The 19,988-nt window shown below is 41.0% G+C and carries 17 protein-coding genes, 1 tRNA gene and 2 rRNA genes; 9 read left to right on the top strand and 11 right to left on the bottom strand.

The genetic code is table 11. The annotated features are described in order from the left end of the window. Positions 1–196: 196 nt before the first annotated feature. Positions 197–1,303: a helix-turn-helix domain-containing protein gene (locus PTET_RS03750; RefSeq protein WP_096038213.1), complete on the bottom strand. Its 1,107-nt coding sequence runs from the start codon at positions 1,301–1,303 to the stop codon at positions 197–199. 110 nt (positions 1,304–1,413) lie between these two features. Between PTET_RS03750 and PTET_RS03745 the strand changes: the two genes are divergently transcribed. Then, positions 1,414–1,971, top strand: coding sequence for a hypothetical protein (locus PTET_RS03745; RefSeq protein ID WP_096038212.1), 558 nt, complete (start codon positions 1,414–1,416; stop codon positions 1,969–1,971). Between the two features lie 107 nt (positions 1,972–2,078). Here PTET_RS03745 and PTET_RS03740 read toward each other — a convergent pair whose 3' ends face one another. From PTET_RS03740 to PTET_RS03715, 6 genes are all read right to left on the bottom strand, one after another. Further along, a complete protein-coding gene (locus tag PTET_RS03740) occupies positions 2,079–2,534 on the bottom strand; it encodes a hypothetical protein (RefSeq protein WP_096038211.1) in 456 nt (151 codons plus the stop codon). A 197-nt stretch (positions 2,535–2,731) separates the two neighbouring features. After that, entirely contained in the window at positions 2,732–3,007 is a 276-nt protein-coding gene (locus PTET_RS03735; RefSeq protein ID WP_096038210.1) for a type II toxin-antitoxin system RelE/ParE family toxin, read from the bottom strand. Positions 3,008–3,009: 2 nt separating this feature from the next. Next, positions 3,010–3,288, bottom strand: a complete 279-nt coding sequence (locus PTET_RS03730; RefSeq protein WP_096038209.1) for a type II toxin-antitoxin system RelB/DinJ family antitoxin — start codon at positions 3,286–3,288, stop codon at positions 3,010–3,012. Between the two features lie 201 nt (positions 3,289–3,489). After that, entirely contained in the window at positions 3,490–3,699 is a 210-nt protein-coding gene (locus PTET_RS03725) for a helix-turn-helix transcriptional regulator (RefSeq protein ID WP_024598678.1), read from the bottom strand. A 65-nt stretch (positions 3,700–3,764) separates the two neighbouring features. Further along, complete coding sequence (locus tag PTET_RS03720) at positions 3,765–5,108, bottom strand: type II toxin-antitoxin system HipA family toxin (protein WP_096038208.1); 1,344 nt, start codon at positions 5,106–5,108, stop codon at positions 3,765–3,767. Then, on the bottom strand, positions 5,098–5,388 hold the full coding sequence (locus PTET_RS03715; protein ID WP_024598676.1) for a helix-turn-helix domain-containing protein: 291 nt from the start codon (positions 5,386–5,388) through the stop codon (positions 5,098–5,100). The genes PTET_RS03720 and PTET_RS03715 overlap by 11 nt, the downstream gene beginning before the upstream one ends. 421 nt (positions 5,389–5,809) lie before the next feature. Here PTET_RS03715 and gmk point away from each other — a divergent pair, with 421 nt between their 5' ends. The 5 genes from gmk (at position 5,810) to PTET_RS03690 (ending at position 11,221) form a co-directional block, all read left to right on the top strand. Beyond that, positions 5,810–6,430 carry a guanylate kinase gene (gene gmk, locus PTET_RS03710; RefSeq protein ID WP_013466062.1) on the top strand — a complete coding sequence of 207 codons (621 nt, stop codon included), beginning with the start codon at positions 5,810–5,812 and terminating at the stop codon, positions 6,428–6,430. A 125-nt stretch (positions 6,431–6,555) separates the two neighbouring features. Further along, positions 6,556–6,831 (top strand): DNA-directed RNA polymerase subunit omega, encoded by a 276-nt coding sequence (rpoZ, locus tag PTET_RS03705; RefSeq protein ID WP_008108220.1) that lies wholly within the window; start codon positions 6,556–6,558, stop codon positions 6,829–6,831. A gap of 127 nt (positions 6,832–6,958) precedes the next feature. Continuing rightward, positions 6,959–9,064 (top strand): bifunctional GTP diphosphokinase/guanosine-3',5'-bis pyrophosphate 3'-pyrophosphohydrolase, encoded by a 2,106-nt coding sequence (gene spoT / locus PTET_RS03700; RefSeq protein ID WP_096038207.1) that lies wholly within the window; start codon positions 6,959–6,961, stop codon positions 9,062–9,064. A gap of 12 nt (positions 9,065–9,076) precedes the next feature. After that, positions 9,077–9,469: a RidA family protein gene (locus PTET_RS03695; protein ID WP_013466064.1), complete on the top strand. Its 393-nt coding sequence runs from the start codon at positions 9,077–9,079 to the stop codon at positions 9,467–9,469. Between the two features lie 147 nt (positions 9,470–9,616). Beyond that, the gene (locus PTET_RS03690; RefSeq protein ID WP_013466065.1) at positions 9,617–11,221 is read left to right on the top strand and encodes a DUF342 domain-containing protein; all 1,605 of its coding nucleotides are present in this window, start codon (positions 9,617–9,619) and stop codon (positions 11,219–11,221) included. Positions 11,222–11,254: 33 nt separating this feature from the next. Here the strand turns inward: PTET_RS03690 and asnA are convergent, their stop codons facing one another. Continuing rightward, positions 11,255–12,250: an aspartate--ammonia ligase gene (asnA, locus tag PTET_RS03685; protein WP_013466066.1), complete on the bottom strand. Its 996-nt coding sequence runs from the start codon at positions 12,248–12,250 to the stop codon at positions 11,255–11,257. Between the two features lie 185 nt (positions 12,251–12,435). On the opposite strand from asnA, the gene asnC reads away from it, so the two are divergent. From asnC to recG, 3 genes are read left to right on the top strand one after another with little or no spacing between them, the layout of a single operon-like run. Then, positions 12,436–12,894, top strand: a complete 459-nt coding sequence (gene asnC / locus PTET_RS03680) for a transcriptional regulator AsnC (RefSeq protein WP_013466068.1) — start codon at positions 12,436–12,438, stop codon at positions 12,892–12,894. 41 nt (positions 12,895–12,935) lie between these two features. Further along, positions 12,936–13,622, top strand: a complete 687-nt coding sequence (gene trmH, locus PTET_RS03675) for a tRNA (guanosine(18)-2'-O)-methyltransferase TrmH (RefSeq protein ID WP_096038206.1) — start codon at positions 12,936–12,938, stop codon at positions 13,620–13,622. Between the two features lie 57 nt (positions 13,623–13,679). Further along, entirely contained in the window at positions 13,680–15,761 is a 2,082-nt protein-coding gene (gene recG, locus PTET_RS03670) for an ATP-dependent DNA helicase RecG (protein ID WP_096038205.1), read from the top strand. A 589-nt stretch (positions 15,762–16,350) separates the two neighbouring features. On the opposite strand, the gene rrf is transcribed toward recG, so the two are convergent. The 3 genes from rrf to PTET_RS03655 form a co-directional block, all read right to left on the bottom strand. Beyond that, a 5S ribosomal RNA gene (gene rrf, locus PTET_RS03665) occupies positions 16,351–16,465 on the bottom strand. 133 nt (positions 16,466–16,598) lie between these two features. Next, positions 16,599–19,485, bottom strand: a 23S ribosomal RNA gene (locus tag PTET_RS03660). A 303-nt stretch (positions 19,486–19,788) separates the two neighbouring features. After that, positions 19,789–19,864 (bottom strand) — tRNA-Ala (locus PTET_RS03655). Positions 19,865–19,988: the final 124 nt, after the last annotated feature.

Here is a 19,988-nt window from a genome sequence, read left to right as displayed (position 1 = left end):
CTATGTTTGATTCATAGAAAGGCTATTGCTGTTATTTTTTATAGATTTATTGCTTAACGACTACAGTGGTTTTAGCTACCTAATGGGTGTAATAACTAAGAGATGATATTGGTATATTAAACAGACAGAATATAAAACGTGCCGCAAAGCACCGCCATGTATGTGAATGGTGCTTTAAAACCACTGTAAAGTTATATTACTTGTGTAACTCCCAAGAAACGCCTGCACCTTGAAAGTTAATGGTTGTTTTAGCTGTCCATTCTAGCTCGCCTTCAAATGACTTATTCGCATTCGAAACAACGAAAAAATCACCATTACTTTTAAAGCAATAAAACTGTATTTTTTTATTTAGCAAATGCATGCTTTTTTCTAGCTGGGTAATAAGCGCAAGTAAAAAGTCAGCGTATTGATTTACAGCTTCACTACAAGATGACTTAATAGCTGCATTCACTTCAGTGTTAGTTGATTGCACTAACATATAAGTAATTAATTGCTTATTTTTAAATGGAGCGCGTTCAGCAACACTCTCAGCTACTAACTCATAAAAATAGTGATACATTCGATGCGCTAATCTGTGTTTGTTTAGTGCCATCACTTCAGCTTCAAGAATAATTTTTCCCGTTTTACGATTACGCCCGTTTAGCGCTCTACTTACCTTTTCATTTATTTTTAAGCCAAACAGCCTCTCTTCTGGAAAGTTATTTATCCTTAGTAATGCGCCGCCAAAATAACGAGGGTTTAAAATTAAAACTGACTTACATTTTGGGTATAAATTTGGAGCATTGCCTCCTGCTATAAATTTTAAAATGAACTCCTCATGGATTAGCTCATCTATAAATTTACGTACCCTTGATAATGATAACCCCGTAAAGCCAGCTAACTTATTAAGGCCTATATTTGAAACCAGACCAATATCATTACTTAGCATGACTAAAGCCGCTTTCATAAATTTTCGGGCCAAGCTTTCAGCCGATAGTTTAGTAAAATCATCATTAACGCCTAACAAGGCTTGTATGTAATTTGCTTTTTTACCGTAAAAAAATACTGGTATGCTAGGAGTGTTTTTTAACTTATAGATCTTTTCTGACGTCTTCTCCTCATTCCTCGTGACCTCTAAATAGTCATTGGTATTTAAGCGAGCAATCGCGTTTCTTACTGTCGATTCACTTAGCATTAGTGTGCTGGCTAATTTAGCAATAGACATCCCTTTCTTTTTACCTTTGTGAACCAACCAAAGCCACCGTAGGTAGATAAGCCTATCTTGAGCTTTTATCTCTTTTTTTCCTTCAAACGCATCTAGCATCACTCCCCCAGTTCACACATAATACCTATTATAAGTGTAATACATCATAACTTGATTTGCATCCTATTACATGTAAAGCTTCATGTAACATAGTAGTTTTAAGGTTAGTTATGCGCACTGTTTTAAATGATGAATTTATAAAATGGATAGATTTTTCTGACGAAGAAATGACTCGTTGGACTGGGCAATATTTTAAAAAGCTAGGGTATCCACCGAAACATTTACTCACTCGTAATACAGAAAAAAGCCTACTTCAACAATTAGAAGCGTACTGCTCAGATGTTCAAAATATACTCGATAAAGAAAACACTCTTATCAGAATGAAGCGAGCTTGGGGACAATACAAAAGAAGAAAAAAAGCCAAGCACAAGCAACTGACGGTTAATATCAAGAAAGACACTTTTGCCAAGCTCACAAAAATCAAAGAGCGCAATCAGTTTACTAATATTGGACAATCTATCGATTCCTTATTTGACGGTAGCCTAGTAAGTAGGGAGATGGCGCAACTAGAAAAAGCAAATATAACGTTAAAAAGCCAGATAGAAAAAATACAAAACCAAGCCCATTTAAAAGCTGACTTGGTCAAGATGGAAAAGAAAATTGAGTTTTTAGAAAAACAAAATGCCGTTTTAACACAGGCAATCGAAAAGCTTACAACAAGCCAATAAAGTGCATAAATTAACTTGGTCTGTAAGCTTTATTTTGAGGTTTGATTAAGGCTGAAACTTAAGATGGACCCATTAAGCGGATAAATAATCAATCGCTTTTTAAGTATTTATTTAGCGCTGATCTCTTTGAGAATTGCGCGTGCAGCATTTTTTCCGTTTAAAGCAAAGCCAACTTCATGACCACTTTTATCTTTAAGGATTAACAGGTTTGAATCTACCCACATATCGCGAACCACCATATCATCTGAAACTGTATTGAGCTCATTAATAGGTAGTTTATATCTCAGGTTATATTCATACCCCCTCATATCCCATTCAGCCATGTAGGCACCTTTGTCTGTAATAAAAAATACACCCCATTGCTGTAGCTCTTTATTTTCATACATAGTTGTCCACTCTTTAAAGTGAACTTTTTTTGAGCCATCTTTTACTGTATCTAAAATTACGGGTTCAAAAGCAGAGGTATTTATTGGGCCGGTCGTTGTTTGCATTGGCCCAGGAGAAGCACAACCGCCAATAGTTAAAATGCTTGCGACTAATAGAATAGATTTTTTGTTCAACACTCTAAACATCCTTATAGTAAACAGAGAGGTACATAGTAAAGGCAGCAATAATTTCACCAATAATTACTCTTGTAAAGAACTAATCAAAATATATAACCCGCGCAGACTTTTATTGAAAAAAAAATAAGTGCTACCCCCTGTGTCAGGATAGTTGTCGCCTGTTCGGCTCACAGCTGAGCAAAGTCTTGGCAACAGAGTCATTTTGGAAACTTCTGCTTTGTATGAAGTATTCTCATAACTCTTATATTTTTACCGTCGAAGTAATATGACACGATCATTGAGATCTCTGGAATAATTAGTAGTCGGCCATTTACCCCTTCACGTTCGACACCCATCTCTGGTTGATATAATAAGTTTTCAACTTTTTCTTCAATGACTTTATCTGTAGCCTCTGCTGCCAGAGCATTGAACTCATACAAAAACTCAAAAATCTTCTCTCTATCGTCTAAAGACTGCTCTTCCCAGTAAATCACTTTTAATCTCGCAACCTAATTTTGGCTTTTCTTTTTTCCATTGCAGTCTTAGCGGCTTCATGCGCGATAAACTTGGAGTTACCCATCTCCATTTTTTCGAATGCTTGGTTTACTTGTTCACTTAACCAAGTTTCATGTGACGCCTTCAATCTTTGCTGGTCAGCTAATTGCTCAGTTAACTCTCGACAAGCGTCACTGATTGTTCTGCCCTGACTTTCAGCCATCTGTTGCGCCAATTTTTTCACATCTTCGTCTATTCGGAATTGAATTCTAGTATCCATAACAACCTCGTCATCACAACTGTACACACAGATTAACTAAGGGCAACTAACAAGTCAATTAAGAAGTGGACTTCCTATAGTTTGCTAAACACCTAATGAGTTATATTTTAAATAACTAATCAAAAAAAACAGCACAGACCTTTATTGAAAACAAAAATAAACGCTAGCAACATTTATTGTTGATAGCGTCATGAGTTGATATTAGCACTGGCGAGACTCGTTTATTCTTGCCAGTAACCAGTTTTGAACTTCACTTTCTACCCAGGCTTTACGCTTACCCATAACAGTTATATTGCTCGGAAAGTTACCCGCTTTAATAAGGTTATAGATACTGCTTTTACACAAGCTTGTTATGCTGGTTACTTCATTCAAACGAAGAAAGCGTTCATTTTGATATTGCATAATTTCCATAGTTTTTCCTGATTATTAGTTGAACCAGGAAAATGAAATATATCTGTATTTATTTAACTTACTGGCTAGATAAGTAGCGCTGCGTTCTCTTGCTTTCGCTGGGCGAGTGTCTCTGCAATTGCTTGTACAGTTGTTTTACTAACCGCTTGTTTTGTTGCCAAAGATGTAAAGTTATCAATCACATCAACGACTTCATGAATACATTGCTGGGCCTCTTTCCAATTAGCAAAACCTGCACTTGCTGCCAACTTTTGCATTACTTTGAGTGGCGGCGCTTTTCCATGCCCTGCAAAGGCTGTTGCATGCTCATTAAAGGGATGAGGGCTAAATGTAACGTCGTAAAAGGGGGCTAGCTGCCAGTTACCATCATCCCCTTGTAAAAAGCCCCAGTTTTTACTGTGGTCATCTTGGTTAGCTGCAAATAAATTAAAAATGGCACGGCGGAACTGAAGTTGCCCTGCCGCAGGAGACTTACACAGCTGACGACTGGCTTTAATAAGATCACTATAGTCTAAGCTAGGAGTACGAAAGTCGGCATCTAATAAGCCACAGGCACTATGCATATGCAAACGCCCTGCATGATGTACACTATCGGCTTTATTTGCCGGTAGTCCTTGTTCTTTGGGTAAATAGTCAAAACGTTTCAGTGCTAGCCAAGCCTTTGCGCCACTATTTGGTGGCGCATCAATTAACTGCCAAACCGGTGGCTGGCATTTAGCTTGCTCAGCCATTTGTAGATACACGGCTTCACATAAGCCCTCTTCATGACCTAGAGCCAAATTCTTCGACGTAAACTTAACCAACCATGCCTCATCTCCTGGCTGTGCAAACGTCCGGCATTGCTTTGCATCACCAGCAGGCATATAAACTTGTGCTTTAGGCCTTGCTCCACCTGAGCTCCCCACAGCAACCAAGGTTGCTAAAACGTGTTGGGTATTACCATCTAACTCTTCAGATAAAGATTGATCAAATAAGGTTTGTGCTTCTAACCCAAGTGTTGCTATATCAATATTTTGATGTTGTTCAGGTGAAAACTCTGAGACGGGCGTAAAAGACAATCCCCCCACCCCTTGGCTGCCAACAAAAGCTAAACGATCCATTGCTGTTACTTGCGCAGGTAAAACGCCTTGCTGGCGAAATATTCGGTCTTGGAGTAACAACCCCCAGCCATCAGGTAAACTATCACCAAAAACGCCATGAATCCCCTGGTGAGGCTCTTTAGGTGCTTGTTGAAGCTGTCCATTAGCTTGTAAAGTAAACGGGGATAAATTTCCAAATTTACTAATGTATTCATCAAAGTACTGAAAGAATACTCCCTGGCGGTTTTGAGCTAACACGCCCACCGACACAGTCTCACCCGTTGCAAGCGTTCGTTGCACATTGAGCTTTTGAATTGATTTAAAACTCATCTTTAAGGACCTCTTCTATACTAGCGGGTAAAGCATTGCGCTCTGTGCTTACTTGGGTTAGCCGATAAAGCCTATCGAGTGAGTCAAGTGACTGCCATAAGAGTAGTAACTGGCGAAAAGAAATTTGCCCAGTGAGTTCGAATTTTTTAATGGTAGGCGCAGGCACACAACTACGCTGGGCAAGCGCTTCTCGCGATAGTTTAGCCTGCTCACGTAAACCACGAAGGTGCGCTGCAAAAGCTTGGCTAACATCAGTGTCATCTAAAAGTGAAAATTTCATACTCAACCTCATGGATACAGTAGTGTCTATTATAGTTTAAAAAATCGGTATTTAGATACAGTAATATCCATTTATTATAAGATAAGAGCATTTATGGAGAAAAGAGTATAAAGCTGGTATATTTCAAACTAGTAGATTTCTTAGTGTGTTTGTTTTAGTGAACGCCTCTATACATTAAGGATCAACCAGCTGGTGGTTAAATCGGTGGTTAACAATCAACATTACGCACAACAACACACTTCAAACATCTGATATATATAAATTAATAAATACAAGTCAACATTCAGATCCAGAATATTGAGTAACTTTTTTTGGCTTTACCACTCACTTGAGCATAATTAGCTAAATAAAGTACAATATAATAATTGAAGGCTTGAGCTGTTTATAGTTCGAGCCTGTTTATTTTTAGATAGAGAAAATAATGGCACACTCTCGCGGAAACTTATTTATTTTATCTGCGCCTTCTGGGGCGGGTAAATCGAGCTTAATAAATGCATTACTGAAAAAACATGCTGATATGAAAGTATCGGTATCACACACCACCCGCGCACCGCGCCCTGGTGAAAACGATGCGGAACACTACCATTTTGTATCGGTTGATGAGTTTAAGGCACTAATTGCCAAAGATGACTTTTTTGAATGGGCACAAGTATTTGACAATTATTACGGTACTTCTAAGCAAGCTATTGAAGAGCAACTCGCCGCTGGCATTGATGTGTTTTTAGATATTGATTGGCAAGGCGCTCGCCAAGTTCGAGAAATAATGGATGACGTAAAAACTATCTTTATTTTACCGCCGTCAAAGCAAGAGTTAGAGCAACGTTTAAATAACCGTGGCCAAGACTCAGCTGAAATTATTGCCGGGCGTATGGCACAAGCTCAATCAGAAACCTCTCATTACGATGAGTATGACTTTGTTGTTGTGAATGATGATTTTGATACTGCTTTAAGTGAGATAGAAAGTATTGTTATTGCACAGCGATTAACGCTAAAAGCGCAAACAACACGTCATCAAACTTTAATTAATGAGCTACTCAAATAATCTAAATTAAGATAAATTAGGTGTTCATGCCCTAAAACAGATAAAAATTAACCACTGGCTATTGGCGAAACCTGCTGCGTGCAGTAAACTACGCCTTTGCTTTTAAATTATTTTGGAGTGCTAAGATGGCTCGCGTAACAGTTGAAGATGCAGTAGATGCAATTGGTAATCGTTTTGACTTAATTTTAGTTGCGGCCCGTCGTGCCCGCCAAATTGCTGTTGGTGGTAAAGATCCACTAGTAGATCCTGAGAACGATAAGCCAACAGTTGTTGCTTTACGTGAAATCGAACTTGGTTTAGTTGATAATTCTTCAATGGATGTTATTGACCGTGAAGAACAACAACACCAAGAAGCGGCAGAACTAGCTGCTGTTGCTGCCATTGTTGGTGGCAACCAATAATCAACCGCCCGGTTTGATTTAGCTAACGGCATAGTATTTCAACTATAGCCGTTGGCAATCCTTTGTTTTCATCGTATATTCGTAACTTATCCTAACTTATTTGCTTCACGAGAACATTGGAGTGTGAATGTATCTTTTTGAAGGTCTTAAAAAGAAAATCTCAAAATACTTGCCAGCAGACGATGTTGAGCTAGTTCAAAAAGCCTATGTGGTAGCCCGAGAGGCCCATGAAGGTCAAACTCGCTCAAGTGGCGAGCCTTACATTACTCACCCCGTTGAAGTAACTCAGATACTAGCTAGCATGCACCTTGACCATGAAACGCTCATGGCAGCATTGATGCACGATGTGATTGAAGATACCGATTTTAGCCAACAAGATTTAGCTGAAATATTTGGTGAAACGGTGGCTGAACTCGTTGAAGGTGTGAGCAAGCTTGATAAGTTAAGCTTTAAAGATAAAAAAGAGTTTCAAGCTGAAAACTATCGAAAAATGATTATGGCAATGACCCAAGATATTCGGGTTATTTTAATCAAGTTGGCTGATAGAACGCATAACATGCGAACATTAGGCGCACTTCGTCCTGATAAACGCCGCCGTATTGCTCGCGAAACTCTAGAAATTTATGCGCCGATTGCTAATCGTTTAGGTATTCACGATATAAAAAATGAGCTAGAAGACTTAGGTTTTCAAGCGCTGTATCCAATGCGTCATCGTGCACTTAAATCTGAAGTGGCTAAAGCGCGTGGAAATCGCAAAGAAGTTATTTCAAATATTCAAACAGAAATTGAAGCACGCCTTGAGGAGTCTGGCATAAAGGCCACCGTATCAGGCCGTGAAAAGCATCTATACAGTATTTATAAAAAAATGCTCAACAAAGAGTTACTATTTAACGAAGTCATGGATATTTACGCTTTTCGTATTGCGGTAGATTCTATGGACACCTGTTATCGCGTACTCGGCGTTGCTCATAACTTATATAAGCCAATTGAAACCCGCTTTAAAGACTATATTGCCGTGCCAAAAACTAATGGCTATCAATCACTTCATACTTCTTTGGTTGGCCCGCATGGTATTCCTGTTGAAATTCAAATCCGTACTCACGATATGGATCACATGGCAGACAAAGGAGTCGCGGCTCACTGGATGTATAAAAAGTCTGGTGACAATGCGGGTCACACTGCGCAGCAGCGTGCTCGCCAATGGATGCAAAGCTTACTAGAGTTACAGCAAAGTGCGGGATCATCATTTGAGTTTGTTGAAAACGTTAAAACCGAACTCTTCCCTGAAGAAATTTATGTCTTTACCCCAGATGGTCGGATTATTGAACTTCCTATGGGTGCAACGGCGGTTGATTTTGCTTATGCCGTTCATACTGATGTAGGTAATACTTGTGTAGGCGCACGCGTTAATCGTAAACCTTATCCTTTAAGTAAAGCCATTGATACTGGGCAAACAATAGAAATTATTACTAGCTCAGGCGCTCATCCTAACGCAACATGGCTTAACTTTATTGTTACTGGTAAAGCGCGACTGGGCGTACGTAACTACCTTAAAAGCCAACAGCATGAAGAAGCATTATTATTAGGTCGTCGCTTACTTGATTCAGCCCTAGGTGAAAACAAGTTTGATAACCTGCCAGCTGAAAATATTACGCGAGTGCTTGAGGAGCATGAACTCTCTTCAACCTTAGAGCTACTGGTAGAAATTGGCTCAGGTAATTTAATGAGCATGCTGATTGCCAAACGCTTATTACAAAACGATAACGATGATTTAAACGATATTGCTAAACGTGCAAAAGCGACCATTATTGGTACAGAAGGCATGTTAGTTAATTATTCTAAATGTTGTCGTCCAGTGCCTGGAGACGCTATTACAGCTCACGTAAGCCAGGGTAAAGGTTTAACGGTTCATCGCCAAGAGTGTAAGAACATTCGTGGCTGGGAAAATGATCGTTCAAAATACCTAGTCGTAAAATGGGATGATAATCCAGAAAAAGAATACATTGCGGCTTTACGAGTAGAAATTATTAACCACCAAGGTGCGCTGGCTAAATTAACCAATGTGGTCGCAACGACACAGGCCAATATTGTAGAAATAGCTACCGATGAAAAAGAAAGTAATTTATACGTGATAGACTTAGGGATCACAGTTAAAAACCGTATCCATGTCGCTAATATCATGCGTCGTATACGTGTGATGCCGGATGTACAAAAAGTCTATCGTAAAAAATAAAATAGGAACATCATGAATAAAGCATTTATATCAACGGATAAAGCACCTGCAGCGATTGGCACATACAGCCAAGCAGTAAAAGTGGGCACAGCGGTTTATTTATCTGGGCAAATTCCACTTGTCCCTGAAACAATGGACGTTATATCTGAAGACTTTAGCGAGCAAACACACCAAGTATTTAAAAATATTTGTGCGGTTTGTGAAGAAGCTGGCGGCACCATTCAAGATTTAGTAAAAGTAAATATTTACCTTACTGATCTTTCAAATTTTGCCATTGTTAACGAAGTAATGAGCCAATATTTTAAACAGCCTTATCCTGCTCGCGCTGCTATTGGCGTTCGTGCACTACCTAAAGGTGTACAAGTAGAAATAGACGGCATTATGGAACTTCCTTCAACAAACTAACCTCTATAAGCTATGAGCGCCGCTCATAGCTTTTATTCCAATCTGTAACTACACTTTGATGAATTCTTGACTCAAAACTAAAATTCTAGCACTCTGTAATCACGTTATTTTATTAAACCTTACTTTAGTAGTAGAAAAGGATAACTTGTGTTTAAGCTTGCTCATAATGGCAATGTATTGCTCGATACGAGTAAATCTGCACCCGCCAGTGCTGCTTTTATCATTGAAGCAATTGAACAATCGCCTTACAGCGAGTGTGAAATCAATCATGACGCCATAAATAACTATTTCAGCAGTGCAACACCTGAACGTATATTAGTTGTTGCAACACGTCATGATGCCACCTTAAGCGTGGAGATAAGTGATGATAAAATGCTAGCCACGGGCACGCTCACTCTTGCTAAAGGGGGAGCAACACTGAGTTTTGATGAAGCTAAAAAAGAATTAGTTAAAGCGCACGTCGCAAGAGGTTATAAACAAGCATTTTTAGAGCAACTTTTACAAAAGCAATCTGAACTCCCACCTGGCTCCGTAGTCAGTGGTCCACTCGCCAAAGGGCGCTTACCTATAGACGGTAAACCAACTAAATTTAACGCAATGGTTCAAACACTTAAAGATCGTCTCAAAGCCCCTAAATTAAAAGAAGATGGCAGTGTAGATATGCGTGACTTTGGTAAGTTAGCAAGTGTAAAACCAGGTGAATTACTAGTACAGCAACAACCCGCTACACCAGGCCAAGAAGGGTTTACCGTGTTAGGCGATGTATTACCTGCAAAACCCGGAGAGGTTCATACTCTAATTGCAGGTGAGGGCACTGAAATCTCAAAAAATAATCCGATGGAATTACTCTCTACGATTGCTGGCGTGCCGGTTGAAATAAATAATGGCATGCGTGTTGACGATATTTTTACTGTCAACGATGTGTCGGTAAAAACAGGGCATATCGACTTTGAAGGCAGTGTGATAGTGAGTAAAAATGTAGAGCCAGGAATGCGTATTAATGCAACGGGCGACATTACCGTTTTTGGTACGGTTGAATCTGGCGAATTAACCGCAGGAGGCGATATAACTGTAAAACAAGGGGTAATTGGCCATCAAAAGCCTGAAGATAAATCACTGTCTTGTAGAATAATATGCGCAGGCGATGTCCATGCCTCACACTCTCAATATTGTTACATTGAAGCTAATAACATTCTGCTTGAACGTCAAGCTAGCCACAGCTCAATGAAAGCAAAGAGTACAATACAAATTGGTCAATCAGAGTTACCTAAAGGAAAGCTATTTGGGGGTGAAATTCTAGATGCCACTAAACTGATTGCCGGCGAGATAGGTAATGAATCTGGTGCTAAAATGGTAATTAATTTAGCGGCTTCAGCCACTGAAATGACCAAAGAGATTGATAAATCTTTTAGTGAACTAACAGCAACAAATGAACAAGTTGATAGTTTACAAGCGGCTTTAGAAAAAGCAGATTTAATTAAAGATGCAGATAAAAAAAATGAACTCATAAATAAAATTGGCACCACGCAGCTACACCATAGTCAGCAAGCAGAACAATTAGAAAAGCAGGTAGCAGGTTTAGAGCAAAAACTGAATACGTTACTCGATGAAGCCATGTTGACTGTGAATAGCGTTTTACATTCGGGTGTAGAGATCCATATCTTCAATAAACTGCTTAAAACGACCCGTAACTTCCCACCGAGTAGTGTTAAGTTAGAAAATAATAAAATAGAAATTGAATTTAAAACTTAATAATAAGGGGCTGTTAGTAACAGCCCCAACTTTTTATAGTAAACCGTCTACACTTGTATAGGTTTGCGCTGGCCACACACCTACCTGCACTTGCCCTATATGTTGTTTTTGTAATAACAGCATCGCTAAACGAGATTGACCAATACCACCGCCAATTGTCTGTGGAAGCTTACTTTCTAGCAATGCCTTATGCCAGTCAAACTCTAAACGGTCTTCGTCTCCCGTAATACTTAATTGAGTTTGCAATACTTCAGGGCTTACACGAATTCCCATCGATGAGATTTCGAAAGCGTCTTCAAGCACTGGGTTCCATACTAAAATATCACCATTTAATCCCATGTACTGCTCGCATGTCGGGGTTGACCAATCGTCGTAATCTGGCGCTCTCACATCATGAATTTTGCCATCACTCAATGCTCCCCCAATACCAATTAAAAATACAGCGCCATATTCTTGAGTAATCGCCTTTTCACGCTGCTTGGCTGTAAAATCTGGGTACATTTTACGTAATGCTTCACTATGTACAAAAGTAATCTCTGTGGGTAAAAATGGTGTTAAACCAAAGCTGTCACTAACATATTTCTCAGTAGCTTTAATACCTTGGTAAATAGTTTCAACCGTTTGCTTCAAAGTAGATAAAGAACGCTGCGTACTTTCACAAATAACTTGTTCCCAATCCCACTGATCAACATACACAGAATGGATTGGACTTAATGAATCTTCATCAGGTCGCAACGCTTTCATTTGCGTGTAAATTCCTTCACCTTTAGAGAAACCATACTCGCCCAAAGTTTTACGTTTCCACTTTGCTAACGAATGCACGACTTCATAACGGCTATCTGTAATGGCTTTAACATTCACCGCAACAGCGTTCTCGTGTCCACTTAAGTTATCCTGAGTACCGTCACCTACTTTAGCTAAAATAGGTGCCTGTACTTCAATTAAGCCTAACTTTTGCTCTAATTGCTGTGAAAAAAACTGTTTAACTTTACTTATTTGCTGCTGCTGCTGCACATAGTGTGAACTCATAATAATTGGCCTCATTCCCAGTTATTGTATTGGCGACTCAGCGCTTAGTAGCGCTTCAATATGGTTATCGTAACAATTAAACGGTTTAATTCAATAACCCATAACAAAAATAGCTTTAAGATATTAAAATCATTAAAAAAATGGTATAAAAACATTAAATACAACAATACAAAGCAACTAAACCTATGGAAAATTATCAAATCGATAATCTAGACAAACAGATTCTGCATGCATTAATGGATAATGCACGTACACCCTATGCTGAATTAGCAAAGCGTTTCGGTGTCAGTGCAGGAACAATTCATGTGCGGATTGAAAAAATGAAACAAGCGGGGATCATTACAGGTACCCAATTAACCATTAATACCAAACAGCTTGGCTACGATGTATGTTGTTTTATCGGCATTAATTTAAATAATGCCAGAGACTACCCACAAACTCTGATTAAGCTTGAATCATTAGAAGAGGTTGTTGAAGCATATTACACCACCGGTAATTACAGTATTTTTATTAAAGTAATGACTCGCTCGATCGATCATCTACAAGATGTGTTGATCAATAAAATACAAGCAATAGAAGCTATTCAGTCAACCGAAACCCTTATCTCATTACAAAACCCGATTAGCCGAACAGTGGTGCCTTAAGGTGAAAAATCTCGTATAATTTGCCGAAAAAGAGGACTCCCATGCAGAAAACTCGTTATCAAAGAATTGAAAGTGTACTTTCACGTCGTCAAACCGATCTTACCGTGTGTTTAGAAGACGTACATAAACACCATAACTTATCTGCCATAGTCAGAACGGCCGATGCTGTTGGTTGCCATCATGTGCATGCAGTCTGGCCAGAAAAGCAAAAGTGGCTAACCAATAATACCTCAGGTGGCAGTAAGAACTGGTTAGACACACACCTTCACAAAAATATAGATGATGCCGCAGCCAGTATCCGTGCTCATAACCCTGATGTACAAATTTTGGCAACTCATTTAAGTGAAGATGCCGTCGATTTTAGAGAAATTGATTACACTAAACCCACTGCAATTATTGTCGGCCAAGAAAAAACGGGGATCTCAGAAAAAGCGCTCGAATATGCAGATCAAAACATTATTATTCCAATGCAAGGCATGGTGCAATCGTTAAATGTATCTGTTGCAGCAGCATTAATCTTATTCGAAGCACAACGTCAACGTGATCTAGCTGGTTTATACAATAGAAATATGCTGAGTGAAGAAATTAAGCACCCAATGTACTTTGAAGGCTGCCACCCAATTATTGCAAGGCAATGCAAACAAAAAAACCTACCTTACCCTACTCTTGATGAAAACGGCGAAATTGTTGCTGATGAACAGTTTTGGCAGGCGTTAAAACATACTTGATGCATATACAGTGTATCAGTACACTTAACTTACTAAATAATAATAATTGAGCCTACATTGTCTAAACCTAGCTTAAGCCAATACCCAATCACAGAACTTAAAGGCGTTGGTCCTAAAATGGCTGAACGGCTTTTAAAGCTAGGTATTAGTACAGTACAGGACATGCTATTTCATTTGCCGCTTAGGTATGAAGACAGAACCCGTATTTATACAATTAGTGAGTTGACCCCTCATAGCCACGTAACTGTTCAAGCAACCATTGAAACCAGTCAAATAACCTTTGGAAAGCGGCGCATGCTGGTTTGCCAAATAAATGATGGTACAGGTAGGTTAACACTACGATTTTTTAATTTTACCGCAGCACAAAAAAATGCATTTAGCACAGGCAAAATAATTCGTTGCTTTGGCGAAATACGTCGCGGACGTATTGGCTTTGAAATGAGTCATCCTGAATACAGTATTAGCGACACTTTTGAACAACAACCAACATCATCAACACTTACGCCAGTCTATTCAACAACCGAGGGGTTAAAGCAGCTCTCTATTAGGGCGTTGAGTGAACAGGTAATAGAATTACTTCAAAAGTATGCAGTAGAAGAGCTACTTCCCCAACAATGGCAACCATCGCAACTACCGTTAAGTGATGCGTTATTATTACTGCATCGCCCTCCTAATGATGTTGATATAAGTGCGCTTGAACAAGGGACTCACCCAGCTCAGCAGCGGCTCGTATTTGAAGAATTACTGGCGCAAAATCTCAGTTTATTAAAAGTAAGAGAACAAGGACAACAAGTTAAAGCTATTGCCCTTGAGCCCACTAATCCATTAGAAGCGCAATTTCTAGCACAATTACCCTTTGCGCCAACCAATGCACAAAGCCGTGTAGTATCAGAAATTAAAACAGACATGCAACACGCTTACCCTATGATGCGACTTGTCCAAGGGGATGTAGGCTCTGGTAAAACATTAGTCGCAGCCCTGAGCGCTTTAACTGCGATAGCACAAGGCTATCAGGTCGCATTAATGGCGCCAACAGAGATATTATCAGAGCAACACGGAATTAACTTTTCCAGCTGGTTTGAAAACCTTGGAATATCGGTTGCTTGGCTAGGCGGTAAAACAAAAGGAAAAGAGCGAGTTAATACCCTTGCAATGATCGCCTCTGGTGAAGCGCAGATGATTGTGGGTACCCATGCTTTATTTCAAGATGAAGTAAAATTTAACAATCTCGTACTTATCATTATTGATGAGCAACATCGATTTGGGGTTCATCAACGTTTATCACTGCGTGAAAAAGGGCGCTTTGGTGATTGTTATCCACATCAACTAGTAATGACAGCAACACCTATACCACGTACGCTTGCGATGACTGCTTATGCAGATTTAGAAACCTCAGTGATCGACGAATTACCACCAGGAAGAACACCAATTACCACTGTTGCCATCCCTGATACCCGCAGAGATGACATCATTAGTCGGGTGAAACTTGCCTGTAATGAACAAGGTCGACAAGTTTACTGGGTATGTACTCTTATAGACGAGTCTGAAGTATTACAATGCCAAGCAGCGGAAGACAGTGCTTTACAATTAAAAGAAGCCTTACCTGAACTTAATATTGGTTTAGTCCATGGGAGAATGAAAGCCACTGAAAAGCAAGCCATTATGAGTGAGTTTAAAACGGGGAACATTCATGTACTTGTCGCAACAACCGTGATCGAGGTCGGTGTTGATGTCCCCAATGCGAGCCTAATTATTATTGAAAACCCAGAGCGCTTAGGTTTAGCACAGCTTCACCAATTACGAGGCCGTGTAGGACGTGGGGCAACCGCATCGCATTGCGTTCTTTTATACCATGCGCCACTTTCTCATACTGCACAGAAGCGATTAGGAGTACTGCGCGATAGTAACGATGGATTTGTTATCGCAGAACGTGATTTAGAAATACGCGGCCCAGGTGAAGTACTTGGAACTAAACAAACAGGTTTAGCCGAATTCAAAATCGCTGATTTAACACGCGATAAACAAACACTCAATCAAGTAAGACCCATCGCACAACAAATGCTTAAGCAATATCCTCAGCATATAGACCCACTTATTCACCGCTGGTTAGGTAATAAATCAAACTACGCACAAGCATAGTCGGTTTTTAAACTTTACTTTTCACTTCATCATCCAGACTTATACCAATTCGCTTAATTAAGCGGTCTATTTTGAGGCAGGAAAAACGGGTTGATAGCTAGGCAAAAAATTCGCTATTTAGTTGTTCTAAATGAGAATTTTTTAACACAGATAGCGACACGTTTAGCCCCGCAAAATGATTGAGTATTATTGCAGATTGGTATTACCCCAAACGGATATATTTTCATAATGCCTTTATTCTCAGGCCTTCTATTGCAAGATGTCGTGGTGTCGTCCAAAGCGTTAGAGTAGTCTTTAGGCGCTTATTCTTTTACTTTTACCTGATGCCTTTTACCTTTCACCTACGTTTTTACTTTTCTGCAGACGTAAAAAAGCCCGACTATTTCTAGTCGGGCTTTCTCAATTTGGAGCCTGGTGATGTCGTAGTGCCCACAGCGGTAGAGAGCCATATAGCAAATGTATAGAGTCGGCATTAGGCGCTTATTATTTTCCTTTTACCTGATGCCTTTTACCTTTCACCTGCGTTTTCACTTTCCTGCAGACGTAAAAAAACCCGTCACATCGCTGTAACGGGTTTCTCTTATTTGGAGCCTGGTAATGTCCTACTTTCACATAGCAAATGCTACACTATCATCGGCGCTGTTTCGTTTCACTACTGAGTTCGGCATGGGGTCAGGTGGGTCCAAAACGCTATTGTCACCAAGCAAATTTGGTGTAAGGTCGATTTAATCGAGCTTACTAAAATTTGGAATTCTGATAATAAAGAGTATCGTAAATCTACTTTAGTTATATTAACTTCTGCGCTTAAACTATCACATAAAACGCGTTTGGCGTTGTATGGTTAAGCCTCACGGGTAATTAGTACAAGTTAGCTTAATGGCTCACACCACTTCCACATCTTGCCTATCAACGTTGTAGTCTTCAACGGCCCTTCAGAGACTTTAAAAGTCTAGTGAGAACTCATCTCGAGGCCTGCTTCGCGCTTAGATGCTTTCAGCGCTTATCAGTTCCGAACGTAGCTACCGGGCAATGCCATTGGCATGACAACCCGAACACCAGCGGTTCGTTCACTCCGGTCCTCTCGTACTAGGAGCAACCCCTCTCAATTCTCAAACGCCCACGGCAGATAGGGACCGAACTGTCTCACGACGTTCTAAACCCAGCTCGCGTACCACTTTAAATGGCGAACAGCCATACCCTTGGGACCGACTTCAGCCCCAGGATGTGATGAGCCGACATCGAGGTGCCAAACACCGCCGTCGATATGAACTCTTGGGCGGTATCAGCCTGTTATCCCCGGAGTACCTTTTATCCGTTGAGCGATGGCCCTTCCATTCAGAACCACCGGATCACTATGACCTACTTTCGTACCTGCTCGACGTGTCTGTCTCGCAGTTAAGCTGGCTTCTACCATTACACTAACCGTACGATGTCCGACCGTACTTAGCCAACCTTCGTGCTCCTCCGTTACTCTTTGGGAGGAGACCGCCCCAGTCAAACTACCCACCAGGCACTGTCCGTAACCCCGATTCAGGGGCCAACGTTAGAACATCAAAACTACAAGGGTGGTATTTCAAGGACGACTCCACAAAAACTAGCGTCTCTGCTTCTAAGTCTCCCACCTATCCTACACATGTAGGTTCAATGTTCAGTGCCAAGCTGTAGTAAAGGTTCACGGGGTCTTTCCGTCTAGCCGCGGGTACACAGCATCTTCACTGCGATTTCAATTTCACTGAGTCTCGGGTGGAGACAGCGTGGCCATGGTTACACCATTCGTGCAGGTCGGAACTTACCCGACAAGGAATTTCGCTACCTTAGGACCGTTATAGTTACGGCCGCCGTTTACCGGGGCTTCGATCAAGAGCTTCTCCGAAGATAACCCCATCAATTAACCTTCCGGCACCGGGCAGGTGTCACACCGTATACGTCATCTTGCGATTTTGCACAGTGCTGTGTTTTTAATAAACAGTCCCAGCCACCTGGTCACTGCGGCTCCAATCAGCTTAAAGAGCAAGTCTCATCACCAATCGGAGCGTACCTTCTCCCGAAGTTACGGTACGATTTTGCCTAGTTCCTTCACCCGAGTTCTCTCAAGCGCCTTAGTATTCTCTACCTGACCACCTGTGTCGGTTTGGGGTACGATTCGGTATAATCTGAAGCTTAGAGGCTTTTCCTGGAAGTATGGCATCAGCAACTTCATCACCTTGGTGACTCGTCTCGTGTCTCAGCCTAACAGCAACCCGGATTTACCTAAGTCGCTAGCCTACACACTTTCACATGGACTACCATCGCCATGCTTGCTTAGCCTGCTCCGTCCCCCCATCGCAATTATACCAAGTACGGAAATATTAATCCGTTTCCCATCGACTACGCCTTTCGGCCTCGCCTTAGGGGTCGACTTACCCTACCCTGATTAACATGGGATAGGAACCCTTGGTCTTCCGGCGTGCGGGTTTTTCACCCGCATTATCGTTACTCATGTCAGCATTCGCACTTCTGATACGTCCAGCATACCTCCCGGTACACCTTCAACCGCTTACAGAACGCTCCCCTACCACTCAAAATAAATTTTGAATCCGCAGCTTCGGTGCATAGTTTAGCCCCGTTACATCTTCCGCGCAGACCGACTCGACCAGTGAGCTATTACGCTTTCTTTAAAGGATGGCTGCTTCTAAGCCAACCTCCTGGCTGTCTGGGCCTTTCCACATCGTTTCCCACTTAACTATGACTTTGGGACCTTAGCTGGCGGTCTGGGTTGTTTCCCTCTTCACGACGGACGTTAGCACCCGCCGTGTGTCTCCCGGATATTACTTTACGGTATTCGGAGTTTGCAAAGGGTTGGTAAGTCGGGATGACCCCCTAGCCTTAACAGTGCTCTACCCCCGTAAGTATTCGTCCGAGGCTCTACCTAAATAGATTTCGGGGAGAACCAGCTATCTCCCGGTTTGATTAGCCTTTCACTCCTAACCACAGGTCATCCCCTAACTTTTCAACGTTAGTGGGTTCGGTCCTCCAGTTGATGTTACTCAACCTTCAACCTGCCCATGGCTAGATCACCGGGTTTCGGGTCTATACCTTGCAACTATTCGCCCAGTTAAGACTCGGTTTCCCTACGGCTACCCTAATCGGTTAACCTCGCTACAAAATATAAGTCGCTGACCCATTATACAAAAGGTACGCAGTCACCCAACAAGTGGGCTCCTACTGCTTGTACGTACACGGTTTCAGGTTCTATTTCACTCCCCTCACAGGGGTTCTTTTCGCCTTTCCCTCACGGTACTGGTTCACTATCGGTCAGTTGGGAGTATTTAGCCTTAGATGATGGTCCACCTATATTCAGTCAAAGTTTCACGTGCTCCGACCTACTCGATTTCACTTAAAATGCGTTTTCATGTACGGGACTATCACCCTGTATCGTGGCACTTTCCAGAGCCTTCCATTAACACATAATAAGCTTAAGGGCTGTTCCGATTTCGCTCGCCGCTACTATCGGAATCTCGGTTGATTTCTTTTCCTACGGGTACTTAGATGTTTCAGTTCTCCGCGTTCGCCTCGTTAACCTATGTATTCAGTTAACGATACCTGCAAGCAGGTGGGTTTCCCCATTCGGAAATCCTAGTCTCAAGTGCTTTTTACTAGCTTGACTAGGCTTATCGCAAGTTAATACGTCCTTCATCGCCTCCAACTGCCAAGGCATCCACCGTGTACGCTTAGTCACTTAACCATACAACCCAAACGGGTCTTTGTTTTGTGACAGTTTAACTTCGCCAGAAGTTAATATTGAATACTAAAGTAGATACCAATCAATAAACGTAAACGTTCATTAAATGGCACTGAATGATACTGCTATCATTCTTTTTTACTTTTGAAAACTCTGTACAAATACACTGTATTCATACGAATTTTATTATCAGCTTTTCCAAATTTTTAAAGAGCAGAGAATCAAAAACTTCTCAAAATTAAACACACTCTATTCTCAGGTGATTGTGCTACCCGATAAAAGAATATTTATTTTTAAGAAGTAAAGTGGTGGAGCTAAGCAGGATCGAACTGCTGACCTCCTGCGTGCAAGGCAGGCGCTCTCCCAGCTGAGCTATAGCCCCACATATGCTGGTCTTACTGTTTGTATACCGACTTCTTTTTAAGACAAGGCGTAAGTTGAGGCCGTTTAGTTTACTAAACAACGAAGCTTACAACGAAGCATTAAGAAGAAGTGGTGGGTCTGAG

The sequence above is a fragment of the Pseudoalteromonas tetraodonis genome, from assembly GCF_002310835.1.
GTDB classification, from domain to species: domain Bacteria; phylum Pseudomonadota; class Gammaproteobacteria; order Enterobacterales; family Alteromonadaceae; genus Pseudoalteromonas; species Pseudoalteromonas tetraodonis.
The sequence above is the reverse complement of the archived record's forward strand: the minus strand, read 5'-3'. Positions and strand labels throughout refer to the sequence as shown.